We start from the raw sequence: 25,633 nt of genomic DNA, 5'->3' as shown, positions 1-25,633 counted from the left end.
GTGAAAACATTAAAAACGGCAACTTTCGTTGCCGTTTTGCTTTTACCTCCGCCACCCGGCTTTTTTACATCTGGCACCGAGGGCACCAGTAAAACGGTCTGGAAGAGATCGTAACCTTCTCAATCACCCCACCACAACGCTCGCACTTTTTCCCCGCCCGATGGAATACCTTAAAGCGGAACAGTGCCCCGTGATGTTTGTTCTCATCCACCAGGCCGCGCGTGTTGTACGACAGCCGCGGAATATCCAGCAGCGCGTGCGACAGCGCCTCCAGCTTTTCATCGCTAAGCTGAGAGGCCTTGCGCTGCGGCGCCAGCCCCACTTGCCAAAGGATTTCCACCCGCAGATAGTTGCCTAATCCCGCCAGAAAAGCCTGATCGAGCAACAATCCGGAAAACTGGCGGTTGCGGAATTTGGGCGATAACAGTCGGGCCTTCACGTCGCTCGCCGTCAGGCGCATGTCCAGCACGTCCGGCCCGACGCGCTGTAAGAACGGATGCGTCAGCAGCTGCTCCGGCGTTAACATTTCGATATCTGAGGCGCTGTAGAGCAGGATCGCCTTATCCGCCGTTTGTAACCGGACGCGCAGCACGCGCGTCGTTTGCGGCTGCTCGTCCGCATCGACTACACGCCACACACCGTAGAGCTGGTTATGGCTATATAACGTCAGGTTATGGGAAAAATGCGTGAGCAACGCTTTGCCGCGCGTTTCAATGTGGGTCACCGTCTGTCCCACCAGCTCTGTTTCAAACGGCTTAAGTTGAGGAAAGGCAAACCAGACATCGGTCAGGGGTTTGCCCTTTATCGCCGCCTCCAGGCTATCCGCCGCGCGGCGGATCTCCGGACCTTCAGGCATGTCATTGTCCTTTTATAATCAATCTGCGCTGACGAGAATGCCCTCTTCAGAGAACGCCGCCCGCAGGCGTCGCGCAAACTGGAGCGCATGCTCCCCGTCGCCGTGTAAACACACCGTATCGGCCTGAACATTTGCGAATGTTCCATCCACGGCGGTCACCCGCCCGAAGCGCACCATCGCCAGCGTCTGCGCCAGCGCTTTATTTTCGTCAGTGATCAGCGCACCGGCCTGCGTGCGCGGCACCAGGCTGCCGTCCGGCATGTATCCCCGATCGGCAAAGACTTCCTGCCGCGTCGTCAGCCCCAGCCGTTCTCCGGCACGAATAAGCTCGCTACCCGCCAGGCCAATCAGAATCAGCTGCGGATTGCAGTCCCGCACCGCGCGGGCAATCGCCTCCGCCAGCGCCGGGTCTTTCGCTGCCTGGTTATAGAGCATGCCGTGCGGTTTGACGTGACGCAGCACGCCATGCTCAGCGCGCGCTATCGCCTCCAGCGCGCCGATTTGGTAGAGCACCTGAGCGTAGACCGTCTCAGGGGGCAGATCCATCGCCGTACGGCCAAAGTTCTCCCGGTCCGGGAAGCTCGGGTGAGCGCCAATCGCCACGCCGTTTTTAATGGCATTACGCACGCTCTCCAGCATGGTTTGCGCATCGCCCGCGTGAAAACCGCAGGCGATATTGACCGAGGAGACCAGGGTCATCAGTTCCGCATCGACGCTGCTGCCTTCCCCCAGATCGGCGTTTAAATCAATCTTTACCATCAAGCCTCCACGCCAGCTGTTCGAGATAGCGCTGCCGATCCTGCCGGGCCTTTAGCGCCTCCTCCAGCGTACACTGCACAAAATGAATCGGCTGACCGAGAGGGATTTGAGCCAGATGGTAGCGATCCGCTTCAATAATGCAGGCAATACGCGGATAGCCGCCGGTAGTTTGCGCGTCGTTCATCAGTACGATGGGCTGCCCGTTGCCCGGCACCTGAATCACCCCTGTCAGCAGCCCGTGGGAAAGCAGCTCCCGGTCAGTCGTGCGGGTCAGCGGCTGCCCCTGAAGCCGGTAACCCATACGGTTACTCTGCGGGCTGATTTTCCACGGCGAACGCCAGAAAGACTCTTTTGAGGCTTCATCAAACTCCTGATATTCCGGTCCCGGCAAGGCGCGGATCACGTTCCCCCACAGCAGCTGCTTCACGCCCTGCGTGGTGGTGAAATGGCGCGCTGATGGCTTAATCGCAATACGATCGCCGTCGCGCAGCAGCCGTCCCTCATGGCCGCCCATTCCCGCTTTCTGGTCGGTGCTGGACGACCCCAACACCTCCGGCACGTCGATGCCCCCCGCCACGGCAAGATAGCTGCGCACGCCGTGCAGAGGACGCTTAAGCGTCAGACGCTGCCCGGCTTTCGCCCGCAATCGCCAGCCGGTCCACACCGCTTTGCCGTCCAGCGTCGCGTCACAGCCCGCGCCGGTTAAGGCGAACCAGGTCTCCTCACCAAATTCAATAACGCACTGACCCAGCGTAATTTCTAACGCCGCCGTGCTGCCCGCGTTGCCTACCAGCAGGTTGGCAATCTCCAGCGAAGGACGATCGAGCGCACCGCAGTAGCTCACGCCGGACTGGCGCATGCCAAAGCGTCCGGCATCCTGAACGGAGGTATAAAGCCCCGCGCGAATAAGCGTTAACATACCCCCTCCTTCTGCGGGGTAAAGCGCAGGGTATCACCCGGACGCAGAAGGATCGGTGCCTCCTGCCCCGGTTTAAATAGTGGCATAGAGGTGTGCCCGATAAGCTGCCAGCCGCCCGGTGAAGTAAGCGGATAAACTCCGGTTTGTTCACCGCCAATCGCCACCGTTCCTGCGGGAACGCTCAGGCGCGGCTCAGCCCGACGCGGGGTATGCAGCCGGGGAGATAATCCGCCCAGATACGGAAAGCCCGGCTGAAAACCCAGAAACCAGACGACGTAATCCACCGAGCTGTGCAGCTCCACAACCTGCTTTACTGTTAATCCACAGTGTTCGGCCACCACGCCAAGGTCAGGGCCACCTTTGCCGCCATAGACAACCGGGATCTCAATCGTCCGCGATTCTGGCTCCAGCGCCTCGCTCTCTTCCCACCAGCGCTGCAGACGCTCAATGGCATCCAGCGCCCCGGTGTGCGGATCGCGCAGCACCACGGTGATATTATTCATACCCGGAATAGCTTCAACCACGCCGGGTAGCTCGGGCAGCCGCTGTGCCAGGCGCCAGATACGCTTTTGCGTGGCAAGCGTCACCGGAGGCTCAAGCTCCAGAACTACCGCGGTTTCACCCAGAAGATAACAACGCGCTCGCTGCACTTAACTACCTCTCATCAGGCCGGATTAGGGATATCAATAAACGTCACATCCAGATCGGTATTTTCCGTCAGCCACTCGCTGAGGGCGCGAATACCGCCGCGCTCGGTGGCATGATGGCCTGCCGCGTAAAAATGCAGCCCCTGCTCGCGGGCAGAGTGAACCGTCTGTTCGGAGACTTCGCCGGTAATAAACGCATCAACACCAAAGCGCGCGGCGCTGTCGATAAAGCCCTGGCCGCCGCCGGTACACCACGCCACGCGCTTCACGGTATCCGGCCCGGTATCTCCGCACCACAGCGGACGACGCCCCAGCCGCGCTTCGATCCACGAGGCCAGCTCCAGCCCCGGTACCGGCATCGACAGTTCGCCCCACGGCACCAGCGGCTCGATTTCACCCATCACGGTAATCCCTAACAGCTGCGCCAGCTGGACGTTATTTCCCAGTTCAGGATGCGCATCCAGCGGCAGATGGTAACCGTACAGGTTGATATCATTCGACAGCAGCGTTTTGAGGCGGTTGCGCTTCATGCCGCGGATAATCGGCGATTCGTTTTTCCAGAAGTAACCGTGATGGACAATCACCGCGTCGGCTTCCTGACGCACCGCCTCATCCAGCAGCGCCTGGCTTGCCGTCACGCCGGTGATGATTTTCTGCACCGTTTCGCGCCCTTCGACCTGCAGGCCATTCGGGCCATAGTCGCTAAAGGAGGCGGTATTAAGTTTTTCGTTAATCAGGCGTTCCAGTTCACTGTTTTTCATCATCATTCTCTCAAACTTTTCGGGCGGCTTCGTACGCCGCCAGCGTGGCGACGCGCGCCTGTTTATGGTCGACAATCGGGCGGGGATAATCGAGCTTTACGCCCTGTTTATCCGCCCATGCCCACGGGTCATGGATCGCTTTTTCAGGAACGTTCCTGAGCGCGGGCAACCAGCGGCGAATAAAGTCGCCGTTGGCATCAAATTTTTGCCCCTGAGTGGTCGGATTAAAAATCCTGAAATAGGGAGCCGCATCGGTGCCGGTAGAGGCCGCCCACTGCCAGCCACCGTTATTCGCAGCCAGATCGCCATCGATCAGCTGAGAAATAAAATAGCGCTCTCCGATTCGCCAGTCGATAAGCAGATCTTTCACCAGGAAGCTCGCGGTAATCATTCGCAGACGATTGTGCATCCACCCGGTTTCATTTAGCTGGCGCATAGCGGCGTCCACAATCGGATAGCCCGTCTCCCCTTTTTGCCAGGCCTGTAAAAGTGCCTCATCGTGCTGCCATTTTACGCCATCGGTCCACGGAATGAACGGACGATGCTTACAGAGATTGGGATGGTACGTCATCAGATGGCGGTAGAATTCACGCCAGATAAGTTCGTTCAGCCACACCGAGCCCGCACCACCGTCCAGCGCCTGCGGCTGTTCGGCCAGAAGACGATGCAAACACTGGCGAGGAGAGAGCACGCCCAGCGCCAGGCAGGCCGATAATCGGCTTGTCCCTTCAATTGCCGGGAAATCCCTGCGCGCGTCGTATTCTCCAGCGCCCTGCTTGCAAAACTGGCGCAGCTTCGCAATAGCGGCCTTCTCACTGGCAGGGAACAGAAGTTCATCAAATGCCCGTTGGGGATAGTTGAACGTTAATTCGGGGAGATCGGTTATAGCCTCTCCTCTGGCGGCGGGCGCGGGTACGCACTCCGGCAGAGCCTCTCTCAGGCGCTTAACAAAAGCATTTTTAAACGGCGTAAACACTTTATACATTTCGTGACCGCCGGTCATAACGCTGCCCGGTGCCAGCATCACGCTGTCATCAAATCCCTCACATACCACCTCTCCCAGCATTTTCTCCAGCTGGCGGTCCCGCTGCTGTTCGTTCAGTTCGTACTGGTAGTTATAAAAAAGATGCGTGACGCCGTTCTGCTGGCATATCTCCTGCAGCATATGAAGCTGCGCGGTAAAATCGCTGACCTCTTTGTAGATCAGCGGAATGCCTTTCTCGGCAAGCGCGTGCTGCAGTTCGTTCAGGTGTGATTTGAGGTAAGCCGCCTGCCGCGGAGCCATATCATGCTGCTGCCACTGCTCAGGCGTGGCGATAAATAGCGCCAGTACGCTGGCGTCATCAGAGCGGCAGGCTGCCGCGAGAGCGATGTTGTCATGTACGCGCAAATCCGCGCGAAACCAAACCAGATGGGTGGGCATAAAACTCCAGGCTATTGTCCATTATGTCCATAAGGGCATGCCGTACAAGGAAAAAGCATGCATAGAACTACTTTGCCATGAAGTGTAGACGGGATGAAATAAAAAAGGCCGCCCGGGGCGGCCTTAACGCTACTTGTCCTGCGCTATCGTGGTTAAAGCGACAAACGCATTAGGTTCATCACTTTTTACAACGAGTACGCTGGCGACAATGAACGCGATGCATATATAGCGTTTCACTATGCGGTCCCTGCTGCTAACCGCTCCACCGTTCACCACCGGTGATAAATCGGTGGACACAAGCCCGGGTAGGCGGGCTGCTTTACGGCTGAAAATACACCTTTCCCAGGACCGATGCCCATTTGCGAGATGGCGGAAAGGGACGCAGCATCATAATTACTATCCGCTGCAAAGGTAAGATACACCAATAAAATTAGGAATTTATAAAGGCTTCGAGGGATTGCCATCTTCTTACAGAAGGGTATGATAAAAATCCCGGGTAGGGGCTGCAAGACCACCCAACGGACCGCGAATCCCGAGGGACAAAAAAACCGCCATATTGCTATTGGCGGTTTTTTTTATGGCTACGCGTCAGCGTTGTATCAATAGAAATCGCAGGTCGCTTTCTCTGCCTGATCCATCCACACCGGCTTCTCGCTGGTTTTCGCCCAGACGCGGTGCAGATAGCTATAAAAACGCGCGCGATCTTTCCAGAACAACATCACCGGCAGGGCCAGCACGCCAGCCACTACGGCGAAAGTGCGACGCATGAACACGATATGAGCCGGATACTCTTTATAAAGATCCATATTTTTCTCCCCTGTAGTTGGCCGGAAACCTTCTCCGGAAAATGTGAAATCTGTGACCTGGATAAAATAATATCGCTTTGCGTGTAATTTTACTACTCATCCGACCACTTATTTTTATCCATTTATTGAATATTTACATTCACGCCGTAATTAAGTTACAAAAAAGTTAACAATTTACTTATCAATAGTTAAATTGTGGGCTTTGCCATTTTTATACTTTTTTTACACCCACCCTTCTGATTTTTGCGAAATCTTTGCGCCATAAATCCTACCGTTAGCACAACAACAAAAGTCACCCGGAGGTGGATTGTGAGTGCAGGTCTTATTGCCGGCATCGTGCTGGTGTTCCTGTTATTGGGTTATCTGGTCTATGCCCTGATTAACGCGGAGGCATTCTGATGGCTGCTCAGGCGTTTTTGCTTATTGCCAGCTTCTTAGTGGTATTGTTCGTTTTGGCAAGACCACTGGGCTCGGGACTGGCGCGATTGATCAACAACGTCCCCCTGCCCGGCACGGGAAGCGTTGAAAAAGGGATCTGGCGCGTACTGGGGATAGTCGATCGGGAGATGAACTGGCGTGAATATCTGATCGCCATTCTGCTGCTGAATATCGTTGGACTCATTGCGCTTTTTGCCATGCTGATGCTGCAGGGCATCCTGCCGCTGAATCCGCAACAGTTACCGGGCCTGTCCTGGCATCTTGCGCTGAACACGGCGGTCAGTTTTGTCACTAACACCAACTGGCAGTCCTATGCCGGTGAAACCACGCTGAGCTATTTCAGCCAGATGGCTGGATTAACCGTGCAGAATTTCCTCTCTGCCGCCAGCGGTATCGCGGTAATTTTCGCGCTGACGCGCGCGTTTGCACGTCAGAAAATCGGTACCCTGGGTAACGCCTGGGTGGATCTGACGCGCATTACGCTGTGGATCCTGCTGCCGATTGCGCTGCTCATCGCGCTGTTCTTTATTCAGCAGGGCACCCTGCAAAACCTGCAGCCTTACGCCCCGTATACTTCGCTTGAAGGAGCAAAACAGATCCTGCCGATGGGGCCAGTGGCGTCGCAGGAAGCCATCAAGATGCTCGGCACCAACGGCGGCGGCTTCTTCAACGCCAACTCGTCGCATCCGTTTGAAAACCCTACCGCCCTGACCAATTTTGTGCAGATGCTGGCGATCTTCCTGATCCCCGCCGCGCTCTGTTTCGCCTTTGGTGATGTGGTCAACGATCGCCGTCAGGGCCGCACTCTGCTCTGGACCATGTCGCTGATCTTCGTGGTCTGCGTGGCGCTGGTGATGTGGGCTGAATGGAGCGGCAACCCCCATTTCATGCAGCTTGGGGCGAACAGCACTATTAATATGGAAGGCAAAGAGAGCCGCTTCGGCATTCTTGCCAGTAGCCTTTATGCAGTCGTCACCACAGCAGCCTCGTGCGGGGCGGTAAACGCCATGCATGACTCTTTCACCGCGCTGGGCGGCATGATCCCGATGTGGCTGATGCAGATCGGCGAGGTGGTGTTTGGCGGCGTGGGCTCCGGTCTTTACGGCATGCTCCTGTTCGTGCTGCTGGCGGTGTTTATTGCCGGTCTGATGATTGGCCGCACCCCGGAATACCTCGGTAAAAAAATCGACGTTCGCGAGATGAAATTAACCGCACTGGCGATTCTGGTCACCCCGGCGCTTGTGCTGCTCGGCACCGCGCTGGCCCTGATGACCGAAGCAGGACGCAGCGGCATCTTTAACCCGGGCATTCACGGCTTTAGCGAAGTGCTGTATGCCGTCTCCTCGGCCGCCAACAACAACGGTAGCGCCTTTGCAGGCTTAAGCGCCAACTCTCCGTTCTGGAACTGTCTGCTGGCGTTCTGCATGTTCGTGGGCCGCTTCGGGATCATTGTGCCGGTTATGGCGATTGCCGGATCGCTGGTAAATAAAAAAATCCAACCGACCACCACCGGGACGTTACCGACCCACGGCGCGCTGTTTATCGGCCTGCTGACGGGCACCGTGTTGCTGGTCGGCGCCCTGACCTTTATCCCCGCCCTCGCGTTAGGCCCGGTCGCGGAAACTCTCTCTTTACGCTGATTTTGCGGAGTATTTGTCATGAGTCGTAAACAACTGGCCCTGCTCGAACCGACGTTAGTTCGTCAGGCGCTTATGGATGCGGTCAAAAAGCTGAGCCCGCGCGTGCAATGGCACAACCCGGTGATGTTTATCGTCTGGGCCGGCAGCGTCCTGACCACCGCACTGGCGATTGCCATGGGGACGGGTCACATGCCGGGAAACGCGATGTTCACTGGGGCCATCAGCCTGTGGCTGTGGTTTACCGTGCTATTCGCCAACTTTGCCGAAGCGCTGGCGGAAGGCCGGAGTAAAGCGCAGGCCAACAGCCTGAAAGGGGTGAAAAAAACGGCGTTTGCGCGGAAATTACGTGAACCGAAATACGGCGCGCAGATGGACCACGTTCCGGCGGATGAACTACGTAAAGGTGATGTGGTGCTGGTGGAAGCTGGCGACATCATCCCGTGCGACGGAGAAGTCATTGAAGGTGGCGCATCGGTAGATGAAAGCGCCATTACCGGGGAATCCGCACCTGTGATCCGTGAATCCGGCGGTGATTTTGCCTCCGTAACGGGTGGGACGCGCATTCTTTCCGACTGGCTGGTGATCCAGTGCAGCGTCAACCCGGGCGAAACCTTCCTCGACCGGATGATCGCCATGGTGGAAGGCGCTCAACGCCGTAAAACACCGAACGAAATTGCCCTGACCATCCTGCTGATAGCCTTGACCATCGTCTTCCTGCTGGCAACCGCGACGCTGTGGCCATTTTCCGCCTATGGCGGCACTCCGGTCACCATCACCGTACTGGTGGCGCTGCTGGTCTGCCTGATCCCTACCACCATCGGCGGCCTGCTGTCGGCCATCGGCGTGGCCGGCATGAGCCGTATGCTCGGTGCTAACGTCATCGCCACCAGCGGACGTGCGGTTGAAGCCGCCGGTGACGTGGATGTCTTGCTGCTGGATAAAACCGGGACCATTACCCTCGGTAACCGCCAGGCGTCCGAATTCTTACCCGCCCCGGGCGTGGATGAAAAAACGCTGGCGGATGCGGCACAACTCTCCTCGCTTGCCGATGAAACCCCGGAAGGCCGAAGCATTGTTGTTCTCGCCAAGCAGCGCTTTAACCTGCGCCAGCGCGACGTTCAGAGCCTGCATGCCACCTTCGTGCCGTTTACGGCGCAAACCCGAATGAGCGGGATTAACATTCAGGATCGCATGATCCGTAAAGGCTCTGTTGACGCCATCCGTCGCCACATTGAGGCCAACAATGGCCACTTCCCGCCTGAAGTGGACAACCTGGTCGAAAGCGTAGCCCGTCAGGGGGCCACGCCGCTGGTGGTGGCAGAAGGCGCGAACGTGCTGGGCGTAATTGCCCTGAAAGATATCGTCAAAGGCGGCATTAAAGAGCGCTTTGCCCAGCTGCGTAAAATGGGCATTAAAACGGTGATGATCACCGGGGATAACCGTCTTACCGCCGCGGCGATTGCCGCCGAAGCGGGCGTGGATGATTTCCTTTCCGAAGCCACGCCGGAAGCGAAACTGGCGTTGATTCGTCAGTATCAGGCGGAAGGTCGTCTGGTGGCGATGACGGGCGACGGTACCAACGATGCCCCTGCCCTGGCGCAGGCCGACGTGGCGGTGGCGATGAACTCCGGTACCCAGGCGGCAAAAGAGGCGGGCAACATGGTCGACCTCGACTCTAACCCGACCAAGCTAATTGAGGTAGTGCACATCGGCAAACAGATGCTGATGACGCGCGGTTCGCTGACCACCTTCAGTATCGCTAACGACGTGGCGAAGTATTTCGCCATTATCCCGGCGGCCTTTGCGGCCACCTATCCGCAGCTCAATGCGCTGAACGTGATGCACCTGCACTCTCCGGCATCGGCCATTCTGAGCGCGGTGATTTTCAACGCCCTGATCATTGTCTTTCTTATTCCGCTGGCGCTGAAGGGCGTGAGCTATAAGCCGCTGACCGCCGCCGCCATGCTGCGCCGCAACCTGTGGATTTACGGCCTGGGCGGGCTGGTGGTGCCTTTCATCGGTATCAAGGCTATCGACCTGCTGTTGACCCTGTTCGGGCTGGTTTAAAAGGTGAATCAAATGACGATGTTACGCCCCGCTATACTTTTGTTTATTCTGCTGTCTCTCATTACCGGCGGGCTGTACCCGCTGGTAACCACCGCGCTGAGCCAGTGGTGGTTTAAGGATCAGGCCAACGGCTCGCTGATTATACAAAACGGCGAAAACCGCGGTTCACGGCTGATTGGTCAGAACTTTACGGATGCTCGCTACTTCCAGGGACGCCCTTCCGCCACTGCCGAAAGCCCGTATAATCCGATGGCATCCGGCGGCAGTAACCTGGCGGGCAGCAACCCGGAGCTGGACAAAGCCGTCGCTGAACGCGTGGCAACCCTGCGTGCCGCCAATCCTCAGGCCAGCCGCGAGGTGCCCGTAGAGCTTGTGACCGCCTCGGCCAGCGGGCTGGACTACAGCCTGACGCCGGCAGCGGTGGCCTGGCAGATCCCGCGCGTCGCCGCCGCCCGTCAGTTGACCGTCGAACAGGTGAGCAAGCTGGTGGCAGAGCACACGCAAAAGCCGCTGGTCAGCTTCATCGGCATGCCCGTGGTAAATATTGTTGAGCTGAATCTGGCGCTGGACGCGCTAAGGAAAAACTAAATGACCGACGAGCCCATGCGCCCGGATCCGGACAGGCTGCTTGAACAGACGGCTGAAGCCCATCGCGGCAAACTGAAAATTTTCTTTGGCGCCTGCGCGGGCGTCGGGAAAACCTTCGCCATGCTGACAGAAGCCCAGCGGCTTCGGGCGCAGGGGCTCGATATTCTGATCGGCGTGGTTGAAACCCACGGACGCAAAGAGACGGCGTCGCTGCTGAAGGGGCTGGCTACCCAGCCGCCCCGCCGCATCAGCCATCGTGGTCGTTTAGTTACGGAGTTTGATATTGATGCCGCCCTCGCCCGCCGTCCCGCCCTTATCCTGATGGACGAACTGGCGCACAGCAATGCGCCAGGCTCACGCCATCCCAAACGCTGGCAGGATGTTGAAGAGCTGCTCGAGGCCGGCATTGATGTGTTCACAACGGTTAACGTTCAGCATCTTGAAAGCCTGAACGACGTAGTCAGCGGCGTGACCGGCATTCAGGTGCGCGAGACGGTGCCCGACCCGTTCTTTGATTCTGCCGATGAGGTGGTGCTGGTTGACCTGCCTCCTGACGATTTGCGCCAGCGCCTGCACGAAGGCAAGGTTTATATTGCCGGCCAGGCCGAGCGCGCCATCGAACATTTCTTCCGCAAAGGTAACCTGATTGCCCTGCGCGAGCTGGCCCTGCGGCGTACTGCCGATCGCGTTGACGATCAGATGCGCGCCTGGCGCGACCTGCAAGGGCAGGAGCGCGTCTGGCACACGCGGGATGCTATTCTGCTGTGCGTGGGCCACGGCAGCGGCAATGAAAAGCTGGTCCGCACCGCTGCGCGCCTGGCGGCCAAGTTTGGCAGCGTCTGGCATGCAGTGTATGTCGAAACGCCGCAGCTGCACGCTCTGCCCGAAAACCAGCGCCGCGCGATCCTGAGCTCGCTGCGCCTGGCGCAGGAGCTGGGTGCCGAAACCGCTACCCTTTCCGATCCGCAGGAAGATAAAGCCATTCTGCGCTACGCGCGCGAGCATAACCTGGGGAAAATTGTCATTGGCCGCCGCCAGCATCGCCGCTGGTTTAGCCGCGAATCCTTTGCCGACAAGCTGGCCCGCCGCGCGCCGGATCTGGACCTGGTGATCGTGGCGCTGGATGATAAACCTGCTCCCCTCCCCAGCCGCGCGCCGGACAGCCGGGCCTTCAGCGATAAATGGCGCATTCAGCTCCGTGGCTGTCTTGTCGCCGTCGTGCTCTGCGCCCTGATCACTATAATCGCCAGCAAATGGCTGATTGCCTTCGACGCGGCCAACCTGGTGATGATCTATCTCCTGGGCGTGGTAGTGGTGGCGCTCTTTTACGGACGCTGGCCGTCAGTACTGGCGACGGTTATTAACGTCATCAGCTTCGATCTGTTCTTTATTGCCCCCCGCGGGACGCTCGCCGTCTCGGACGTACAGTACATCCTCACCTTCGCCGTGATGCTCACCGTCGGGCTGGTGATCGGGAACTTAACGGCTGGCGTGCGCTACCAGGCGCGTATCGCCCGCTATCGCGAACAGCGCACGCGGCATCTTTATGAGATGTCGAAATCGCTGGCGGTAGGCCGCACGCCGCTGGATATTGTGCAGACCAGCGAGCAGTTTATTCGCTCGACCTTTCATGCCAGCAACCTGATTTTACTCCCGGACGATCACGGTAAGCTGCGCCCGCTGACGTCGGCCTCGGGCATGACGCCCTGGGACGAAGCCATTGCCCGCTGGAGCTTTGATAAAGGGCTACCGGCGGGTGCAGGGACCGACACCCTGCCCGGCGTGCCCTATCAAATTCTGCCCCTGCGCAGCGCCGATAAAAACCTGGGGCTGGTTATCGTGGAGCCCTCCAATCTGCGCCAGCTGATGATCCCCGAACAACAGCGACTGCTGGAGACCTTTACGCTGCTGGTTGCCAGCGCGCTGGAACGGCTGGCCCTCACCGCCAGCGAAGAGCAGGCCCGGCTGGCAAGCGAGCGCGAAAGCATTCGTAACTCGCTGCTGGCGGCGCTGTCTCACGACCTGCGCACACCTCTTACCGCCCTGTTTGGCCAGTCGGAAATCCTGACGCTGGACCTGGCAGCGGAAGGTTCAAAACACGCCATGCAGGCCAGCGAAATCCGTCAGCACGTGCTCAATACCACGCGTCTGGTGAATAACCTGCTCGATATGGCGCGGATCCAGTCAGGCGGTTTTAACCTCAAAAAAGAGTGGCTCACGCTTGAAGAGGTGGTGGGCAGCGCGCTGAAAATGCTCGAACCCGGCCTCGGTGGGCGGCATATTACGCTGAACATGCCCGAGCCCCTGACGTTAATTCACGTTGACGGTCCGCTGTTTGAACGAGTGTTGATTAACCTGCTGGAAAACGCCGGCAAATATGCGGGTGCCAGCGCCCGGATTGGGGTGGATGCGACGGTGGACGACGACACGCTTCGTCTTGACGTCTGGGATACCGGGCCGGGCATTCCTGCCGGACAGGAGATGGCTATTTTCGAAAAATTCGCACGCGGCAATAAAGAGTCTGCCATCCCGGGCGTGGGGCTGGGGCTGGCGATTTGTCAGGCAATAATTGATGTTCATGGCGGAACCATTTTCGCGGAGAATCGTCCGGAAGGCGGCGCGCGTTTTTGTGTTACACTTCCTCTGGAAACCCCGCCGGAACTGAATGAATTACCAGAGGATTTGTGATCAACGTTCTGATTGTTGAAGATGAGATCGCCATTAGCCGGTTTCTGCGCGCAGCGCTGGAAGGCGATGGTCTGCGCGTTCATGATGCGGGTACGCTTCAGCGGGGGCTAATTGAAGCCGCGACCCGCAAGCCGGACCTGGTAATCCTCGATCTTGGCCTGCCGGACGGTGACGGCATCGATTTTATCCGCGAGGTACGTCAGTGGAGCCAGATGCCGATTCTGGTGCTCTCCGCCCGTACTGAAGAGACGGATAAAATCGCCGCGCTGGATGCCGGGGCGGACGACTATCTGATAAAACCTTTTGGTATCGGCGAGCTACAGGCCCGCCTGCGCGTGGCCCTGCGCCGCCACAGCGCAACCACGCCTGCTGACCCAACCTACACGTTTGGGGATATCCGGGTTGATCTGGCCGCGCGGCGTATTGTGCGCGGTGAAGAAGAAATCCATCTCACGCCAATCGAGTTTCGCCTGCTTGCCGTGCTGCTTAATAATCACGGTAAAGTACTCACCCAGCGCCAGCTGTTAAGTCAGGTGTGGGGACCCAACGCGGTGGAGCATAGTCACTATTTACGCATATATATGGGACATCTTCGCCAGAAACTTGAAGTTGACCCCGCGCGCCCCCGTCATTTATTAACTGAAACCGGTATCGGTTATCGGTTTATGCTTTGAATAACTATTCAATTTATTTTTAAATAAAAACGAAACCTCTCAGAAAATATTTCACAAATATCCCAACCGTTATTTTTTTGATTATTTACGCTCATATCAAACATTCACAACACAATCTATTAACGTGATACTAACAATTCAGAATTTTGATCTGCATTATTCATCAAAAACGACTAATTATTTCTGAAATGATCGGTTAATGGTGATCTGCTTCACGGTTAATCGCCTTTGCCTGGATAAAATGACCATGCTTTCAATTACTGAAAGGAAAATGAAACATGGAAAACAACAATCGCTTAATGCCCCATATAAGGCGGACAACGCATATTATGATGTTTGCCCACCGAAACTGCTTTGACTTTCATCTCTTTAATGCCCGGTAGTCCTTCGACTTCTGGCGCACTCGCTTACAGGTTATCTGAAAAACTTTAACTTACAGGCAATTGCCTGTGAACTCGTGCGCTCATTCATCTTGATTCAGACTCATCCGCACCGGGCGGACTGAATTTCAATCATCAAAAAAGCAATTCACTGATTTTAATCAGCGGCTACCCTTTGCTTTTTTTCCGGAAAATTATCGATTTCTTTCTTGCAAGAAATCGAGGGACGCTTATTACCTAAAATAAAGAGAGAAAGATGAAAAATTTAAAAATCGCAGCCAGCCGTGCATGTCCGGACTGCTTTACAACCCAGCGTGAAGTGGTGGATGTCCGCGCTTCTGATTATATTGATGTTGCCGCCATTGTTCTGGCGGTCACGGATATTGCCAGCGGTATCCTGGAAGAAATAGAAGCTACCGGTTTTGGCATTCCCGTATTTGTCGCGACGCACAAAGAAGAGATCATCCCGGCAGATTATTTATCGCGCATTCACGGCGTATTTGAGCATTCAGACACCAGCAAAGACTTTTATGGACGCCAACTGGAAGCGGCCGCGCAGAAGTATGAAACCCAGCTGCGCCCGCCGTTTTTCCGCGCCCTTGTCGACTACGTGAAGCAGGGCAACAGCGCGTTTGACTGCCCGGGGCATCAGGGCGGGCAGTTTTTCCGCCGTCATCCTGCCGGCAATCAGTTTGTCGATTTCTTTGGCGAGACGTTATTCCGCTCCGATCTGTGCAACGCCGACGTGGCGATGGGGGATCTGCTGATCCATGAGGGCGCGCCGTGCATTGCCCAGCAGCATGCGGCAAAAGTATTTAACGCCGATAAGACCTACTTCGTGCTGAATGGCACCTCGTCGTCCAACAAAGTGGTGTTGAACGCCCTGCTCACTCCGGGCGACCTGGTGCTGTTCGACCGTAACAACCACAAATCTAACCATCACGGTGCCCTCCTCCAGGCTGGCGCAACGCCGGTCTATCTGGAAACCGCGCGCAACCCGTACGGCTTTATCGGCGGCATTGACGCGCACTGCTTTGAGGAGAGCTACCTGCGTGAACAGGTGGCAGAGGTGGCGCCTGGCCGTGCACGCGATGCGCGTCCGTTCCGCCTGGCGGTGATCCAGCTGGGCACCTACGATGGCACCATCTACAACGCCCGTCAGGTGGTGGATAAGATTGGGCACATGTGCGACTACATCCTGTTTGACTCGGCCTGGGTGGGTTACGAGCAGTTTATTCCGATGATGGCCGACTGCTCGCCGCTGCTGCTGGAGCTGAACGAAAACGATCCGGGGATTCTGGTCACCCAGTCCGTGCATAAACAGCAGGCTGGCTTCTCGCAGACCTCGCAAATTCACAAGAAGGACAGCCACATCAAAGGCCAGCAGCGCTATGTCCCACATAAGCGGCTCAACAATGCCTTTATGATGCATGCCTCCACCAGCCCGTTTTATCCGCTGTTTGCCGCGCTGGACATTAACGCCCGCATGCATGAGGGGCAAAGCGGCCGCAACATGTGGATGGACTGCGTGGTGACGGGCATTGAGGCGCGCAAGCTGATCCTGGAGAACTGCCGATTTATTCGTCCATTTGTGCCCGAGACGGTGGATGGCCGCGCGTGGGAAAGCTGGGACACAGCAGAGATTGCAACCGATCTGCGCTTCTTCCATTTCGTACCGGGTGAACGCTGGCACGCTTTTGAAGGCTACGCTGAGCATCAGTATTTTATCGACCCGTGCAAGCTGCTGCTGACCACGCCGGGCATTAACGCCCGCACCGGGGAGTATGACGACTTCGGCGTGCCCGCCACCATTCTCGCCAACTTCCTGCGTGAAAACGGCATCGTGCCGGAAAAATGCGATCTCAACTCGATCCTGTTCCTGCTCACCCCTGCGGAGGACATGGGCAAGCTGCAGCAGCTGGTCGCCCAGCTGGTGCGCTTTGAAAAACTGCTTGAGAGCGATGTGCCGCTGAAAGACGTCCTGCCCTCCCTCTACAAACAGCATCCGGAACGTTACGCGGATTACACTCTGCGCCAGATCTGCCAGGAAATGCACGACCTGTACGCCCGTCACAACGTGAAGCAGCTGCAAAAAGAGATGTTCCGCAAGTCTCACTTCCCGCGGGTGATGATGAACCCGCAGGACGCGAACTACGCCTACCTGCGCGGAGAAGTGGAGCTGGTCTCCCTGCGCGACGCGGAAGGCCGCATCGCCGCCGAAGGCGCTCTTCCTTACCCACCGGGGGTACTGTGCGTGGTTCCAGGGGAAGTCTGGGGCGGTTCCGTGCTGCGCTACTTTGCCGCGCTGGAAGAAAGCATCAACCTGCTGCCGGGCTTCGCACCGGAGCTGCAGGGCGTGTACGTCGAGGAGTGTGACGGTCGCAAACAGGTTCGCTGCTACGTCATCAAACAATCCGCTGCTCAGCCATCGCTGCTGAAAGGAGAAAAATTATGAGCAAGTCCAATAAGATGGGCGTGGTGCAGCTGACTATCCTCACCATGGTTAACATGATGGGCTCCGGGATTATTATGCTGCCCACCAAGCTTGCCGAGGTGGGGACCATCTCTATCATCTCCTGGCTGGTGACGGCTGTCGGATCGATGGCGCTGGCGTGGGCGTTTGCCAAGTGCGGGATGTTCAGCCGCAAGTCAGGCGGCATGGGCGGATATGCCGAGTACGCCTTCGGCAAGTCCGGCAACTTTATGGCGAACTATACCTATGGGGTATCGCTGCTGATCGCCAACGTGGCGATTGCCATCTCCGCCGTGGGCTACGGTACGGAGCTGTTTGGCGCGACGCTCAGCCCGGTGCAAATTGGGCTGGCGACCATCGGCGTGCTGTGGATCTGTACCGTCGCTAACTTTGGCGGCGCGCGCATCACCGGACAACTCAGCAGCATCACCGTCTGGGGCGTGATCATCCCGGTGGTCGGTCTGTGCATCATCGGCTGGTTCTGGTTTAGCCCGACGCTGTACGCCAACTCCTGGAACCCGCACCATGTGCCGTTCTTCACCGCCGTGGGCTCGTCTATCGCCATGACGCTCTGGGCTTTCCTGGGCCTGGAATCCGCCTGCGCAAATGCGGAAGTGGTGGAAAACCCGGAGAAGAACGTGCCGATTGCGGTTCTCGGCGGGACGCTGGGCGCGGCGGTGATCTATATCGTTTCAACCAACGTGATAGCGGGGATCGTGCCAAACATGGATCTGGCTAACTCCACGGCACCGTTCGGACTGGCCTTTGCGCAGATGTTCACCCCGGAAGTCGGGAAAGTGATCATGGGGTTGATGGTGATGTCCTGCTGCGGATCGCTGCTTGGCTGGCAGTTCACCATTGCACAGGTTTTTAAATCTTCGGCAGATGAAGGCTATTTCCCGAAAATCTTCTCACGCGTGACCAAAGCCGATGCGCCGGTGCAGGGTATGCTGGCAATTGTCATCTTCCAGAGCGGATTATCGCTAATGACCATCAGCCCGTCGCTGAACAGCCAGTTCAACGTGCTGGTCAACCTGGCGGTGGTGACGAACATCATCCCGTATATTCTGTCGATGGCGGCGCTGGCGATCATTCAGAAGGTGGCGAAGGTGGATCCGCACAAAGCGCGAGTAGCGAATATCGTGGCGCTGGTTGGGGCGATATACAGCTTCTATGCGCTCTACTCGTCCGGACAGGAGGCGATGCTGTACGGGGCGATAGTGACCTTCATGGGCTGGACGCTGTACGGTCTGGTGTCGCCGAGATTTGAATTGAAGAACAAACACAGCTAAAAAAAAGCCCGGTGGCGCTAACGCTTACCGGGCCTACGATCGCTGTTGTAGGCTGGGCAAACGCAGTGGCGCCCGGCCTACAAACCGCACTTATGCGTTTTTCAGCACTTCGCTGACAATCTCTACCGCTTCTTTCTCAATCTGCTGGCGATGCTCAGCGCCGAGGAAGCTTTCGCAATAGATCTTGTACGCATCTTCCGTACCGGACGGACGCGCGGCGAACCAGCCATTTTCGGTCATCACTTTCAGGCCGCCGATAGACGCACCGTTACCCGGTGCCGCCGTCAGACGCGCGGTGATCGGATCGCCTGCCAGGGTGCTTGCGCTGACCATCTCCGGAGAGAGTTTGGACAGAGCCGCTTTCTGGGCAGAGGTCGCGCCAGCCTGAATACGGTTATAGCTTGGTGCACCAAAGCGTGCAGCCAGCTCGTTGTAATGTTCCTGCGGGTTTTTACCGGTGACCGCGGTAATCTCCGCCGCCAGCAGGCACATGATGATGCCGTCTTTATCGGTTGACCACGGGGTGCCGTCGAAACGCAGGAAGGACGCGCCTGCGCTCTCTTCGCCGCCGAAGCCAAAGCTGCCGTCGTGCAGACCGTCAACGAACCACTTGAAGCCTACCGGCACTTCCACCAGCTTGCGGCCCAGCGCGTCCACCACGCGGTCGATCATCGCAGAAGAGACCAGCGTTTTACCGACAGCCACCTCTTTGCCCCACTGCGGACGGTGCTGGAACAGGTAGTTGATCGCAACAGCCAGATAGTGGTTCGGGTTCATCAGCCCGGCAGGGGTGACGATGCCGTGACGGTCATAGTCCGGGTCGTTAGCAAACGCCAGGTCGAATTTATCGCGCAGCGCCAGCAGGCCCGCCATCGCGCATTCGGAGGAGCAGTCCATACGGATCGCGCCGTCTTTATCCAGGTGCATAAAGCGGAAGGTCTGATCGACGTGATCGTTCACGATGGTCAGATCCAGCTTGTAGTGCTCGGCGATGCGCTTCCAGTACTCAATACCGGAGCCGCCCAGCGGATCCACGCCCAGCTTCAGGCCAGCTTTCTGAATCGCCGCCATATCGACGATATCCGCCAGCCCTTCCACAAACGGCTGAACCAGATCTTGCTCTTTCACGTGGCCGGAGGCCATCGCCTCATCAAGAGAAATACGTTTAACGCCTTTCAGGCCGTCGGCCAGCAGCGCGTTTGCACGATCTTCCACCACTTTGGTGACGTTAGTGTCAGCCGGGCCGCCGTTAGGCGGGTTGTATTTGATACCACCGTCTTCCGGCGGGTTGTGGGATGGCGTGATGACGATACCGTCAGCCTGCGCGCCACCTTTTTTGTTGTGCACAAGGATCGCGTTCGATACCGCCGGTGTTGGAGTAAACCCATTGTTCTCCTGAACAATCACGTCCACACCGTTCGCCGCCAGCACTTCCAGCACGGAAATAAACGCCGGTTCAGACAGCGCATGGGTATCTTTGCCCACGTAGCACGGACCGGTAACGCCGTTTTTAGCGCGCTCTTCCGCAATGGCCTGAGCAATGGCCAGAATGTGCGGTTCGTTAAAGCTGTGGCGCGCCGCGCTGCCGCGGTGACCAGATGTACCAAACTTCACTGCGTGTTCTGCGTTGCCCACGACCGGTTTCAGCACGTAATACTGCGCGGTCAGCTGAGCGACGTTAATCAAATCGCTTTGTTGTGCAGGTTGGCCTGCACGGCTGTGATTTGCCATTACCGGGTCCTTATGATGCAAGGGTTAAATTGTACCGCAAACCTTTTCAATCAATTCCGCCGGGAACTGCATGGACTGCATGATGTGTTCAATCATGCTGCACTTGCGGCCCGTATTGGTATTGGTGATCACCCAGTACGGAGTGCCAGGGACATGTTTAGGTTTGGTTTGATTGCCATTTTGCAGCAGCGTCTGCTCGTCGCCCGCGAAATAGACGCGGGTACGGCCGTGCAGCGACTCGGTCGCTTCAGCAAACGCTTTGTTATCCAGGGAGTAAAGTGTAGACAGCACCAGCATAAAACGGTTAACCGCCTTTTTCTGCTCCGCATATTCGTCGGAGAGCAGCAGTTCGCGCATCGCGCGCACTTTATCTTTTACCGGCGTCACGGCAGGTTTTGCTTGTGCAGCAACGCTCGGCTGAGACACGACATCTTTGGTAACTGGGGTGGCAGGCTGTGAAGCGGCGGAAATTTTAAGCATGCGCCGTAAAATGTCGGACGCGCTCTCCCCGATATGCCGCGTCTGGCTGGCAATATACTGATAGAGTTCGTCATCAACTTCGATTGTTTTCATCTTAATCCAGTGCGATATCTTATCTGAATACAAGTCATTGGGATTATAAGGTCAAATCCCAACAGCGGATAGCGTCAAACCAGGTTGGCGGCAAAAGTCAGATTAAACTGGAACCTTGCAGCCGGGCGGCAGAATGGTCAACATGATACCCTAACCTGACATACGTAAAAAAAGAACTTTGCCATGAAATTGAATACCCGAGCGCAAACTGCACAATCGCCGAACAATAATTCCCCCATCGTGCTGGTTCATGGACTTTTTGGCAGCCTGGATAACCTGGGCGTGCTGGCCCGCGATTTGGTTACCGATCACGATATTTTACAGGTCGATATGCGCAACCACGGGCTTTCTGGTCGCTCAGACGAGATGACCTATGCGGCAATGGCGCAGGATCTGCTGGATACGCTGGACGCGCACAACCTGCAGAAGGTGACCCTCATCGGGCATTCAATGGGCGGTAAAGCGGTTATGGCGCTCACAGCGCTGGCGCCAGAGCGAATTTCCGGGCTTGTCGTGATTGACGTTGCGCCTGTGGATTACGACGTTCGCCGTCACGATGAGATTTTCGCGGCGATCAATGCCGTAACCGAAGCTGGCGTTTCCACTCGTCAGCAGGCGGCAGCGGTTATGCGTGAGCATCTTGATGAAGAAGGCGTGGTGCAGTTCCTTTTGAAGTCGTTTGTTGACGGGCAGTGGCGTTTTAACGTGCCGGTGCTGTGGGACCAGTACAACAACATCGTGGGCTGGGAAACCGTTCCCGCCTGGCCGCACCCTGCCCTCTTTATTCGCGGCGGTAACTCTCCTTATATTACCGACGCGTACCGCGACACGCTGCTGGCACAATTCCCGCAGGCGCGCGCCCACGTCATTGCCGGTGCCGGACACTGGGTGCATGCGGAAAAACCGGATGCTGTACTGCGCGCCATTCGCCGCTATCTCGCTGATACTGCAAATTGATTAAAAAGAGAGCGACTGGAAGATGACGGGCTTCCAGTCGTTGGCGTGCCGTTTTTGGTGATGTATGATGGCGCGCTTATCGCCCGGGCTTTAGCAGGGCGGCGTGTTTCCCCCGAAGTCTCATAATCATGGCCAAAGAACAAACGGACCGTACGACACTAGATCTGTTCGCGAATGAGCGTCGACCGGGACGACCAAAAACGAATCCGCTTTCGCGCGATGAACAGCTGCGTATCAATAAACGCAATCAGCTTAAACGCGATAAAAATCGTGGGCTTAAGCGTGTCGAACTGAAGCTCAACGCCGACGCGGTCGATGCACTTAACGAGCTGGCAGAGGCGCGTAATATCAGCCGCAGCGAGCTTATTGAAGAGATGCTCATCGCCCAACTTGAGACGCTGCGCAGCCAGGCATAAGTCTGAAAAACCCTTTTATCGCCCTTTTCATGTAGCACAGAGTGCAGTCCTGCGCGATAGCGGTTTCCGCAGGGTTGCCAGTTCTGCTATTATTGCCCTTATCCGTGGCCGAATTGCGCCACCATACCATTAAGTTTCAAGAGGTTATTTTACTCATGGCAATCATCGGCATTTTCTTCGGCAGTGATACCGGCAATACCGAAAATATCGCAAAAAACATTCAGAAACAGCTCGGTAAAGACGTTGCTGATGTGCATGACATCGCCAAGAGCAGCAAAGAAGATCTCGAGGGCTATGACATTCTGCTGCTGGGTATTCCAACCTGGTACTATGGTGAAGCCCAGTGCGACTGGGACGATTTCTTCCCGACGCTGGAAGAGGTGGACTTCAACGGCAAGCTGGTTGCCCTGTTCGGTTGTGGCGATCAGGAAGATTACGCCGAGTACTTCTGTGATGCGCTGGGGACGATTCGCGACATCATTGAGCCTAATGGCGCGGTTATTGTTGGCCACTGGCCGACTGCCGGTTACCACTTCGAAGCCTCTAAAGGCCTGGCCGATGACGATCATTTTGTCGGACTTGCCATTGACGAAGACCGTCAGCCAGAACTGACCGCAGAGCGTGTAGAGAAGTGGGTTAAACAGATCCGCGAAGAACTGCATCTGGACGATATTCTCAACGCCTGATTTTTTACGGCGCAACGCGGGTTGCGCCCCTTTTCCAGGTAAAACCGATTAAATTAATTGCTACAAACTTTTAACTTTTTCGCCCAGACCTGTACAATGTCTCCCTGGCAAAATGTGGTTTCCATTGAGCAAGTTTGTAGGTGATACCACGTTTTTATAAGCATACTTTGCCTGAGACTTGCAGTTTTCATTTAGGCATGGCAGTTCTATAATGAGACGCATTATCCCAGGTGCATTTTCTGTCACTTCCCAGAGAAGTGAATCGTTTAGCAACAGGACAGATTCCGCATGACTGACAACAATACCGCATTAAAGAAGGCTGGCCTGAAAGTAACGCTTCCTCGGTTAAAAATCCTGGAAGTGCTTCAGGGTCCAGACAATCACCATGTCAGTGCGGAAGACCTTTATAAACGTCTTATCGACATGGGTGAAGAGATTGGGCTGGCCACTGTATATCGCGTGCTGAACCAGTTTGATGACGCGGGCATTGTTACCCGTCATAATTTCGAAGGCGGTAAATCTGTATTCGAACTGACCCAGCAGCATCACCACGATCACCTGATCTGCCTCGATTGCGGCAAGGTCATTGAATTTAGCGATGATTCCATCGAAGCGCGTCAGCGTGAAATCGCAGCTCGTCATGGCATTCGCCTGACCAACCACAGCCTGTACCTTTACGGTCACTGCGCTGAAGGGGATTGCCGCGAGAATGAACACGCTCACGACACAAAATAAGTTAGCGTTCATACTCTGAGCCAGCCGTAAGGTTGGCTTTTTTTTGCCTGAAAAAAGCCCGGTCAGCAAAGTGCCACCGGGCGTAGAGCAACTTATTTGTTGTTATTGCGTATCTCGTTCCAGATTTTATCGCAACGCTTCGCCACTTCCTGATCGTTACCGGTTTTACGTGCCTGGATGCAGGCCTGATAATCCATCACGCGAACATTCTCCTGCGTCGCGAACGCCTCATGCGCTTTCTCTTTCTTTAGCACATTTAGCACGCTCTGGCAGGCTTCAATTTTCTCAGGTGATCCTTCCGCGGTATTAATACAGGCGCTATACGCCTCCTTCAGACGGGCGTCCTCTTTCGGCGCCTGAGTCTGAACACACGCCACCAGCCCTGATGCCATCAGCGCGACGATTACGATTTTTTTCATCATATGCAGTCTCCAGACCGGCGGGACTCAGCCCGCCGGTGTGCTCATCAGAAGATGGTGAATGGGGCGATAACCATGAATTTGACGTCACGTTCATCCTGGAAGATGTTGCCGTAACCGCCCGCATAGCTTGGGATATCGGAGTGGTTGTCATACTGCGTAAAGTGCAGCTTGAACATCGTGCCTTTCGCGCGGCCATCCTGCAGGGTGTAGATAGCATCCAGGCTGTAGGAGGACTCTTTCAGGCGATAGTTTGGATCGTAGTACGCATCCGGCGTCGCCATGTCTGCTGGTTTTGCATCCCAGGCGTAAGCGTAAGAAGCGCCCACCGCCCAGCCCGGCAGGTTCCAGTTTTTCAGGTCATACATGGCGCCGAAGAAGACCGCTTTCTCGCCGTCGGCGTTGAAGTCTGAGCGGTTATCCCACCAGATATCCAGACGACCGTTGGATGAGGCATAGGTCGGCGTCATACGCTGCAGGAAGTAGCCCTGCTGCCCTTCCGCCTTCACCCATGTCCCTTCCAGGCGCAAATCAACCTGGCCAACCTTGTAGCCGAAGGTTAACGCCTGCAGCCACGCGGTACCGTTATAAATGTCATTTACGCTGCCATCGCTGACCTTATCGCGCGTACCGTAGAACTGGTAGCTGGTGCTCAGCGGACTACCGGCGATATCAAATTTGTAGCTGGCTTTAGCAAAATACTGATCGATATAGCCTTCCGCCTGACCAAATGCGGCTTCCAGAACCAGATCGTTTTTGAAATCGTACTTCGCGCCCAGCGAGTGGAGGTAATCGACTTTGGTTTTCTTATCGTTCTGGTAGAACTTGTCCATCTCAATGTGCCACGGCGCTTTGTACTCGTTGGTCCACATATAGGAGAAGCTCAACGCACCTGCATCACCGTAGTCAAAGTTAGCCCCGGCTTCTGCCCCCTGATAGGTACCAGGCATAAAGCTCCAGTGCGGCGCTAACAGCGTCTGGCCGGTTGGCTGAATATAGCCCCCACGCGCCCATACCGGGCCGTATTTGAATTTCGCTGCGGCCTTATAAAGGCTGATGCCGCTTTTATCCCCTGACCAGTCTTCGTCATAGGCTTTATTGCTGGAGGAGAAGGCAATTTCGTTCGGGTGGCCGCTGTCGCCATTTTCAGCCATTTCAATCGCCGTAAACGCGGCAATATCCAGACCGAACATATCGGCGGCGTAGCCTGACTGGAAGTCCAGGTTGGCGTTCCAGGTAGAGTGAGAGAGGTTGGTTTTGTATTTATCTTCTGTGACATCTTTACGGTCACGTTCACGCTGCCAGTAATAAATACCGCCAGTGAGGGTAGAATCTTCGATGAAACCTGCTGCTTTTGCCTCTGGTGTCACCACCAGGCCCGACATTGCTGTCACACCGGCAATAGCCAGCGCCAGCGCACTACGTTTGCCACTGAACGTACGCATAGATTATTCCTCTTTGACGAATTAAAACGCCTTAAACGGCGAAAATATAAAAGACCAAAAGGCCAGGGGTAGTTATAAATACCCTCGAATTAACTACCGTCTTTAGGTTATTTTTCGCGACGCGAATTATCAATGCTTTTCAGTGGGCAAAAGTCAGGATTATGACGAAGTGCACATAATTGGTAGTGCTTTGTAACATTTGGCCGGATGCGAGGTGTGGCGGGGGTAGAGCCGGTAATTTCAGCGTATCAGATCGTAAT

The 25,633-nt window shown here is 56.2% G+C and carries 24 protein-coding genes; 13 read left to right on the top strand and 11 right to left on the bottom strand.

Annotated features, from left to right (window positions below; genetic code table 11):
* Positions 1-64: 64 nt before the first annotated feature.
* The 7 genes from nei to ACMGGH_RS11850 all read right to left on the bottom strand — a co-directional run bounded on the left by nei (position 65) and on the right by ACMGGH_RS11850 (position 6,171).
* Positions 65-856: an endonuclease VIII gene (gene nei, locus ACMGGH_RS11880; RefSeq protein WP_136486351.1), complete on the bottom strand. Its 792-nt coding sequence runs from the start codon at positions 854-856 to the stop codon at positions 65-67.
* Between the two features lie 18 nt (positions 857-874).
* On the bottom strand, positions 875-1,615 hold the full coding sequence (gene pxpA, locus ACMGGH_RS11875) for a 5-oxoprolinase subunit PxpA (protein WP_232947987.1): 741 nt from the start codon (positions 1,613-1,615) through the stop codon (positions 875-877).
* Positions 1,602-2,534 (bottom strand): 5-oxoprolinase subunit PxpC, encoded by a 933-nt coding sequence (pxpC, locus tag ACMGGH_RS11870; protein ID WP_232947986.1) that lies wholly within the window; start codon positions 2,532-2,534, stop codon positions 1,602-1,604. Before pxpC ends, pxpA begins: the two co-directional genes overlap by 14 nt.
* On the bottom strand, positions 2,528-3,184 hold the full coding sequence (pxpB, locus tag ACMGGH_RS11865; RefSeq protein ID WP_232947985.1) for a 5-oxoprolinase subunit PxpB: 657 nt from the start codon (positions 3,182-3,184) through the stop codon (positions 2,528-2,530). The genes pxpC and pxpB overlap by 7 nt, the downstream gene beginning before the upstream one ends.
* 14 nt (positions 3,185-3,198) lie before the next feature.
* Positions 3,199-3,942, bottom strand: a complete 744-nt coding sequence (locus tag ACMGGH_RS11860) for a type 2 GTP cyclohydrolase I (protein ID WP_028012373.1) — start codon at positions 3,940-3,942, stop codon at positions 3,199-3,201.
* Positions 3,943-3,952: 10 nt separating this feature from the next.
* The gene (gene phrB / locus ACMGGH_RS11855) at positions 3,953-5,365 is read right to left on the bottom strand and encodes a deoxyribodipyrimidine photo-lyase (protein WP_232947984.1); all 1,413 of its coding nucleotides are present in this window, start codon (positions 5,363-5,365) and stop codon (positions 3,953-3,955) included.
* Positions 5,366-5,964: 599 nt separating this feature from the next.
* Positions 5,965-6,171 (bottom strand): YbfA family protein, encoded by a 207-nt coding sequence (locus tag ACMGGH_RS11850; RefSeq protein WP_014069366.1) that lies wholly within the window; start codon positions 6,169-6,171, stop codon positions 5,965-5,967.
* A gap of 309 nt (positions 6,172-6,480) precedes the next feature.
* Here ACMGGH_RS11850 and kdpF point away from each other — a divergent pair, with 309 nt between their 5' ends.
* From kdpF to potE, 9 genes are all read left to right on the top strand, one after another.
* Entirely contained in the window at positions 6,481-6,570 is a 90-nt protein-coding gene (gene kdpF, locus ACMGGH_RS11845) for a K(+)-transporting ATPase subunit F (RefSeq protein WP_014069365.1), read from the top strand.
* Positions 6,570-8,249, top strand: a complete 1,680-nt coding sequence (gene kdpA / locus ACMGGH_RS11840; RefSeq protein ID WP_232947983.1) for a potassium-transporting ATPase subunit KdpA — start codon at positions 6,570-6,572, stop codon at positions 8,247-8,249. The genes kdpF and kdpA overlap by 1 nt, the downstream gene beginning before the upstream one ends.
* A gap of 18 nt (positions 8,250-8,267) precedes the next feature.
* Positions 8,268-10,316 carry a potassium-transporting ATPase subunit KdpB gene (kdpB, locus tag ACMGGH_RS11835; protein WP_028012370.1) on the top strand — a complete coding sequence of 683 codons (2,049 nt, stop codon included), beginning with the start codon at positions 8,268-8,270 and terminating at the stop codon, positions 10,314-10,316.
* Between the two features lie 12 nt (positions 10,317-10,328).
* On the top strand, positions 10,329-10,904 hold the full coding sequence (kdpC, locus tag ACMGGH_RS11830) for a potassium-transporting ATPase subunit KdpC (RefSeq protein WP_028012369.1): 576 nt from the start codon (positions 10,329-10,331) through the stop codon (positions 10,902-10,904).
* Positions 10,905-13,592 (top strand): two-component system sensor histidine kinase KdpD, encoded by a 2,688-nt coding sequence (kdpD, locus tag ACMGGH_RS11825; protein WP_232947982.1) that lies wholly within the window; start codon positions 10,905-10,907, stop codon positions 13,590-13,592.
* Positions 13,589-14,266, top strand: coding sequence for a two-component system response regulator KdpE (gene kdpE, locus ACMGGH_RS11820; RefSeq protein WP_008501074.1), 678 nt, complete (start codon positions 13,589-13,591; stop codon positions 14,264-14,266). The genes kdpD and kdpE overlap by 4 nt, the downstream gene beginning before the upstream one ends.
* A 278-nt stretch (positions 14,267-14,544) precedes the next feature.
* On the top strand, positions 14,545-14,649 hold the full coding sequence (gene speFL, locus ACMGGH_RS11815; RefSeq protein WP_003858645.1) for a leader peptide SpeFL: 105 nt from the start codon (positions 14,545-14,547) through the stop codon (positions 14,647-14,649).
* Positions 14,650-14,902: 253 nt separating this feature from the next.
* Entirely contained in the window at positions 14,903-17,101 is a 2,199-nt protein-coding gene (gene speF / locus ACMGGH_RS11810; RefSeq protein WP_248223117.1) for an ornithine decarboxylase SpeF, read from the top strand.
* Positions 17,098-18,411 (top strand): putrescine-ornithine antiporter, encoded by a 1,314-nt coding sequence (potE, locus tag ACMGGH_RS11805; protein WP_045630860.1) that lies wholly within the window; start codon positions 17,098-17,100, stop codon positions 18,409-18,411. Before speF ends, potE begins: the two co-directional genes overlap by 4 nt.
* A 90-nt stretch (positions 18,412-18,501) precedes the next feature.
* On the opposite strand, the gene pgm is transcribed toward potE, so the two are convergent.
* Together pgm and seqA are read right to left on the bottom strand one after the other, a co-directional pair.
* Positions 18,502-20,142 carry a phosphoglucomutase (alpha-D-glucose-1,6-bisphosphate-dependent) gene (gene pgm / locus ACMGGH_RS11800; RefSeq protein WP_028012364.1) on the bottom strand — a complete coding sequence of 547 codons (1,641 nt, stop codon included), beginning with the start codon at positions 20,140-20,142 and terminating at the stop codon, positions 18,502-18,504.
* 24 nt (positions 20,143-20,166) lie between these two features.
* Positions 20,167-20,715: a replication initiation negative regulator SeqA gene (gene seqA / locus ACMGGH_RS11795; protein WP_028012363.1), complete on the bottom strand. Its 549-nt coding sequence runs from the start codon at positions 20,713-20,715 to the stop codon at positions 20,167-20,169.
* A 183-nt stretch (positions 20,716-20,898) separates the two neighbouring features.
* Between seqA and ybfF the strand changes: the two genes are divergently transcribed.
* The 4 genes from ybfF to fur all read left to right on the top strand — a co-directional run bounded on the left by ybfF (position 20,899) and on the right by fur (position 23,509).
* Positions 20,899-21,672: an esterase gene (ybfF, locus tag ACMGGH_RS11790; RefSeq protein WP_045630861.1), complete on the top strand. Its 774-nt coding sequence runs from the start codon at positions 20,899-20,901 to the stop codon at positions 21,670-21,672.
* A gap of 128 nt (positions 21,673-21,800) precedes the next feature.
* Entirely contained in the window at positions 21,801-22,088 is a 288-nt protein-coding gene (gene ybfE, locus ACMGGH_RS11785) for a LexA regulated protein (protein WP_014883017.1), read from the top strand.
* 155 nt (positions 22,089-22,243) lie between these two features.
* On the top strand, positions 22,244-22,774 hold the full coding sequence (fldA, locus tag ACMGGH_RS11780) for a flavodoxin FldA (RefSeq protein ID WP_008501067.1): 531 nt from the start codon (positions 22,244-22,246) through the stop codon (positions 22,772-22,774).
* Positions 22,775-23,062: 288 nt separating this feature from the next.
* Complete coding sequence (gene fur / locus ACMGGH_RS11775; protein WP_028012361.1) at positions 23,063-23,509, top strand: ferric iron uptake transcriptional regulator; 447 nt, start codon at positions 23,063-23,065, stop codon at positions 23,507-23,509.
* Between the two features lie 92 nt (positions 23,510-23,601).
* Here fur and chiQ read toward each other — a convergent pair whose 3' ends face one another.
* Positions 23,602-23,928 carry a ChiQ/YbfN family lipoprotein gene (chiQ, locus tag ACMGGH_RS11770; RefSeq protein WP_028012360.1) on the bottom strand — a complete coding sequence of 109 codons (327 nt, stop codon included), beginning with the start codon at positions 23,926-23,928 and terminating at the stop codon, positions 23,602-23,604.
* Positions 23,929-23,975: 47 nt separating this feature from the next.
* On the bottom strand, positions 23,976-25,373 hold the full coding sequence (chiP, locus tag ACMGGH_RS11765) for a chitoporin ChiP (protein WP_028012359.1): 1,398 nt from the start codon (positions 25,371-25,373) through the stop codon (positions 23,976-23,978).
* Positions 25,374-25,633: the final 260 nt, after the last annotated feature.

It is taken from the genome of Enterobacter sp. BNK-16, from assembly GCF_048684955.1.
GTDB lineage: Bacteria > Pseudomonadota > Gammaproteobacteria > Enterobacterales > Enterobacteriaceae > Enterobacter > Enterobacter bugandensis.
The sequence above is the reverse complement of the archived record's forward strand: the minus strand, read 5'-3'. Positions and strand labels throughout refer to the sequence as shown.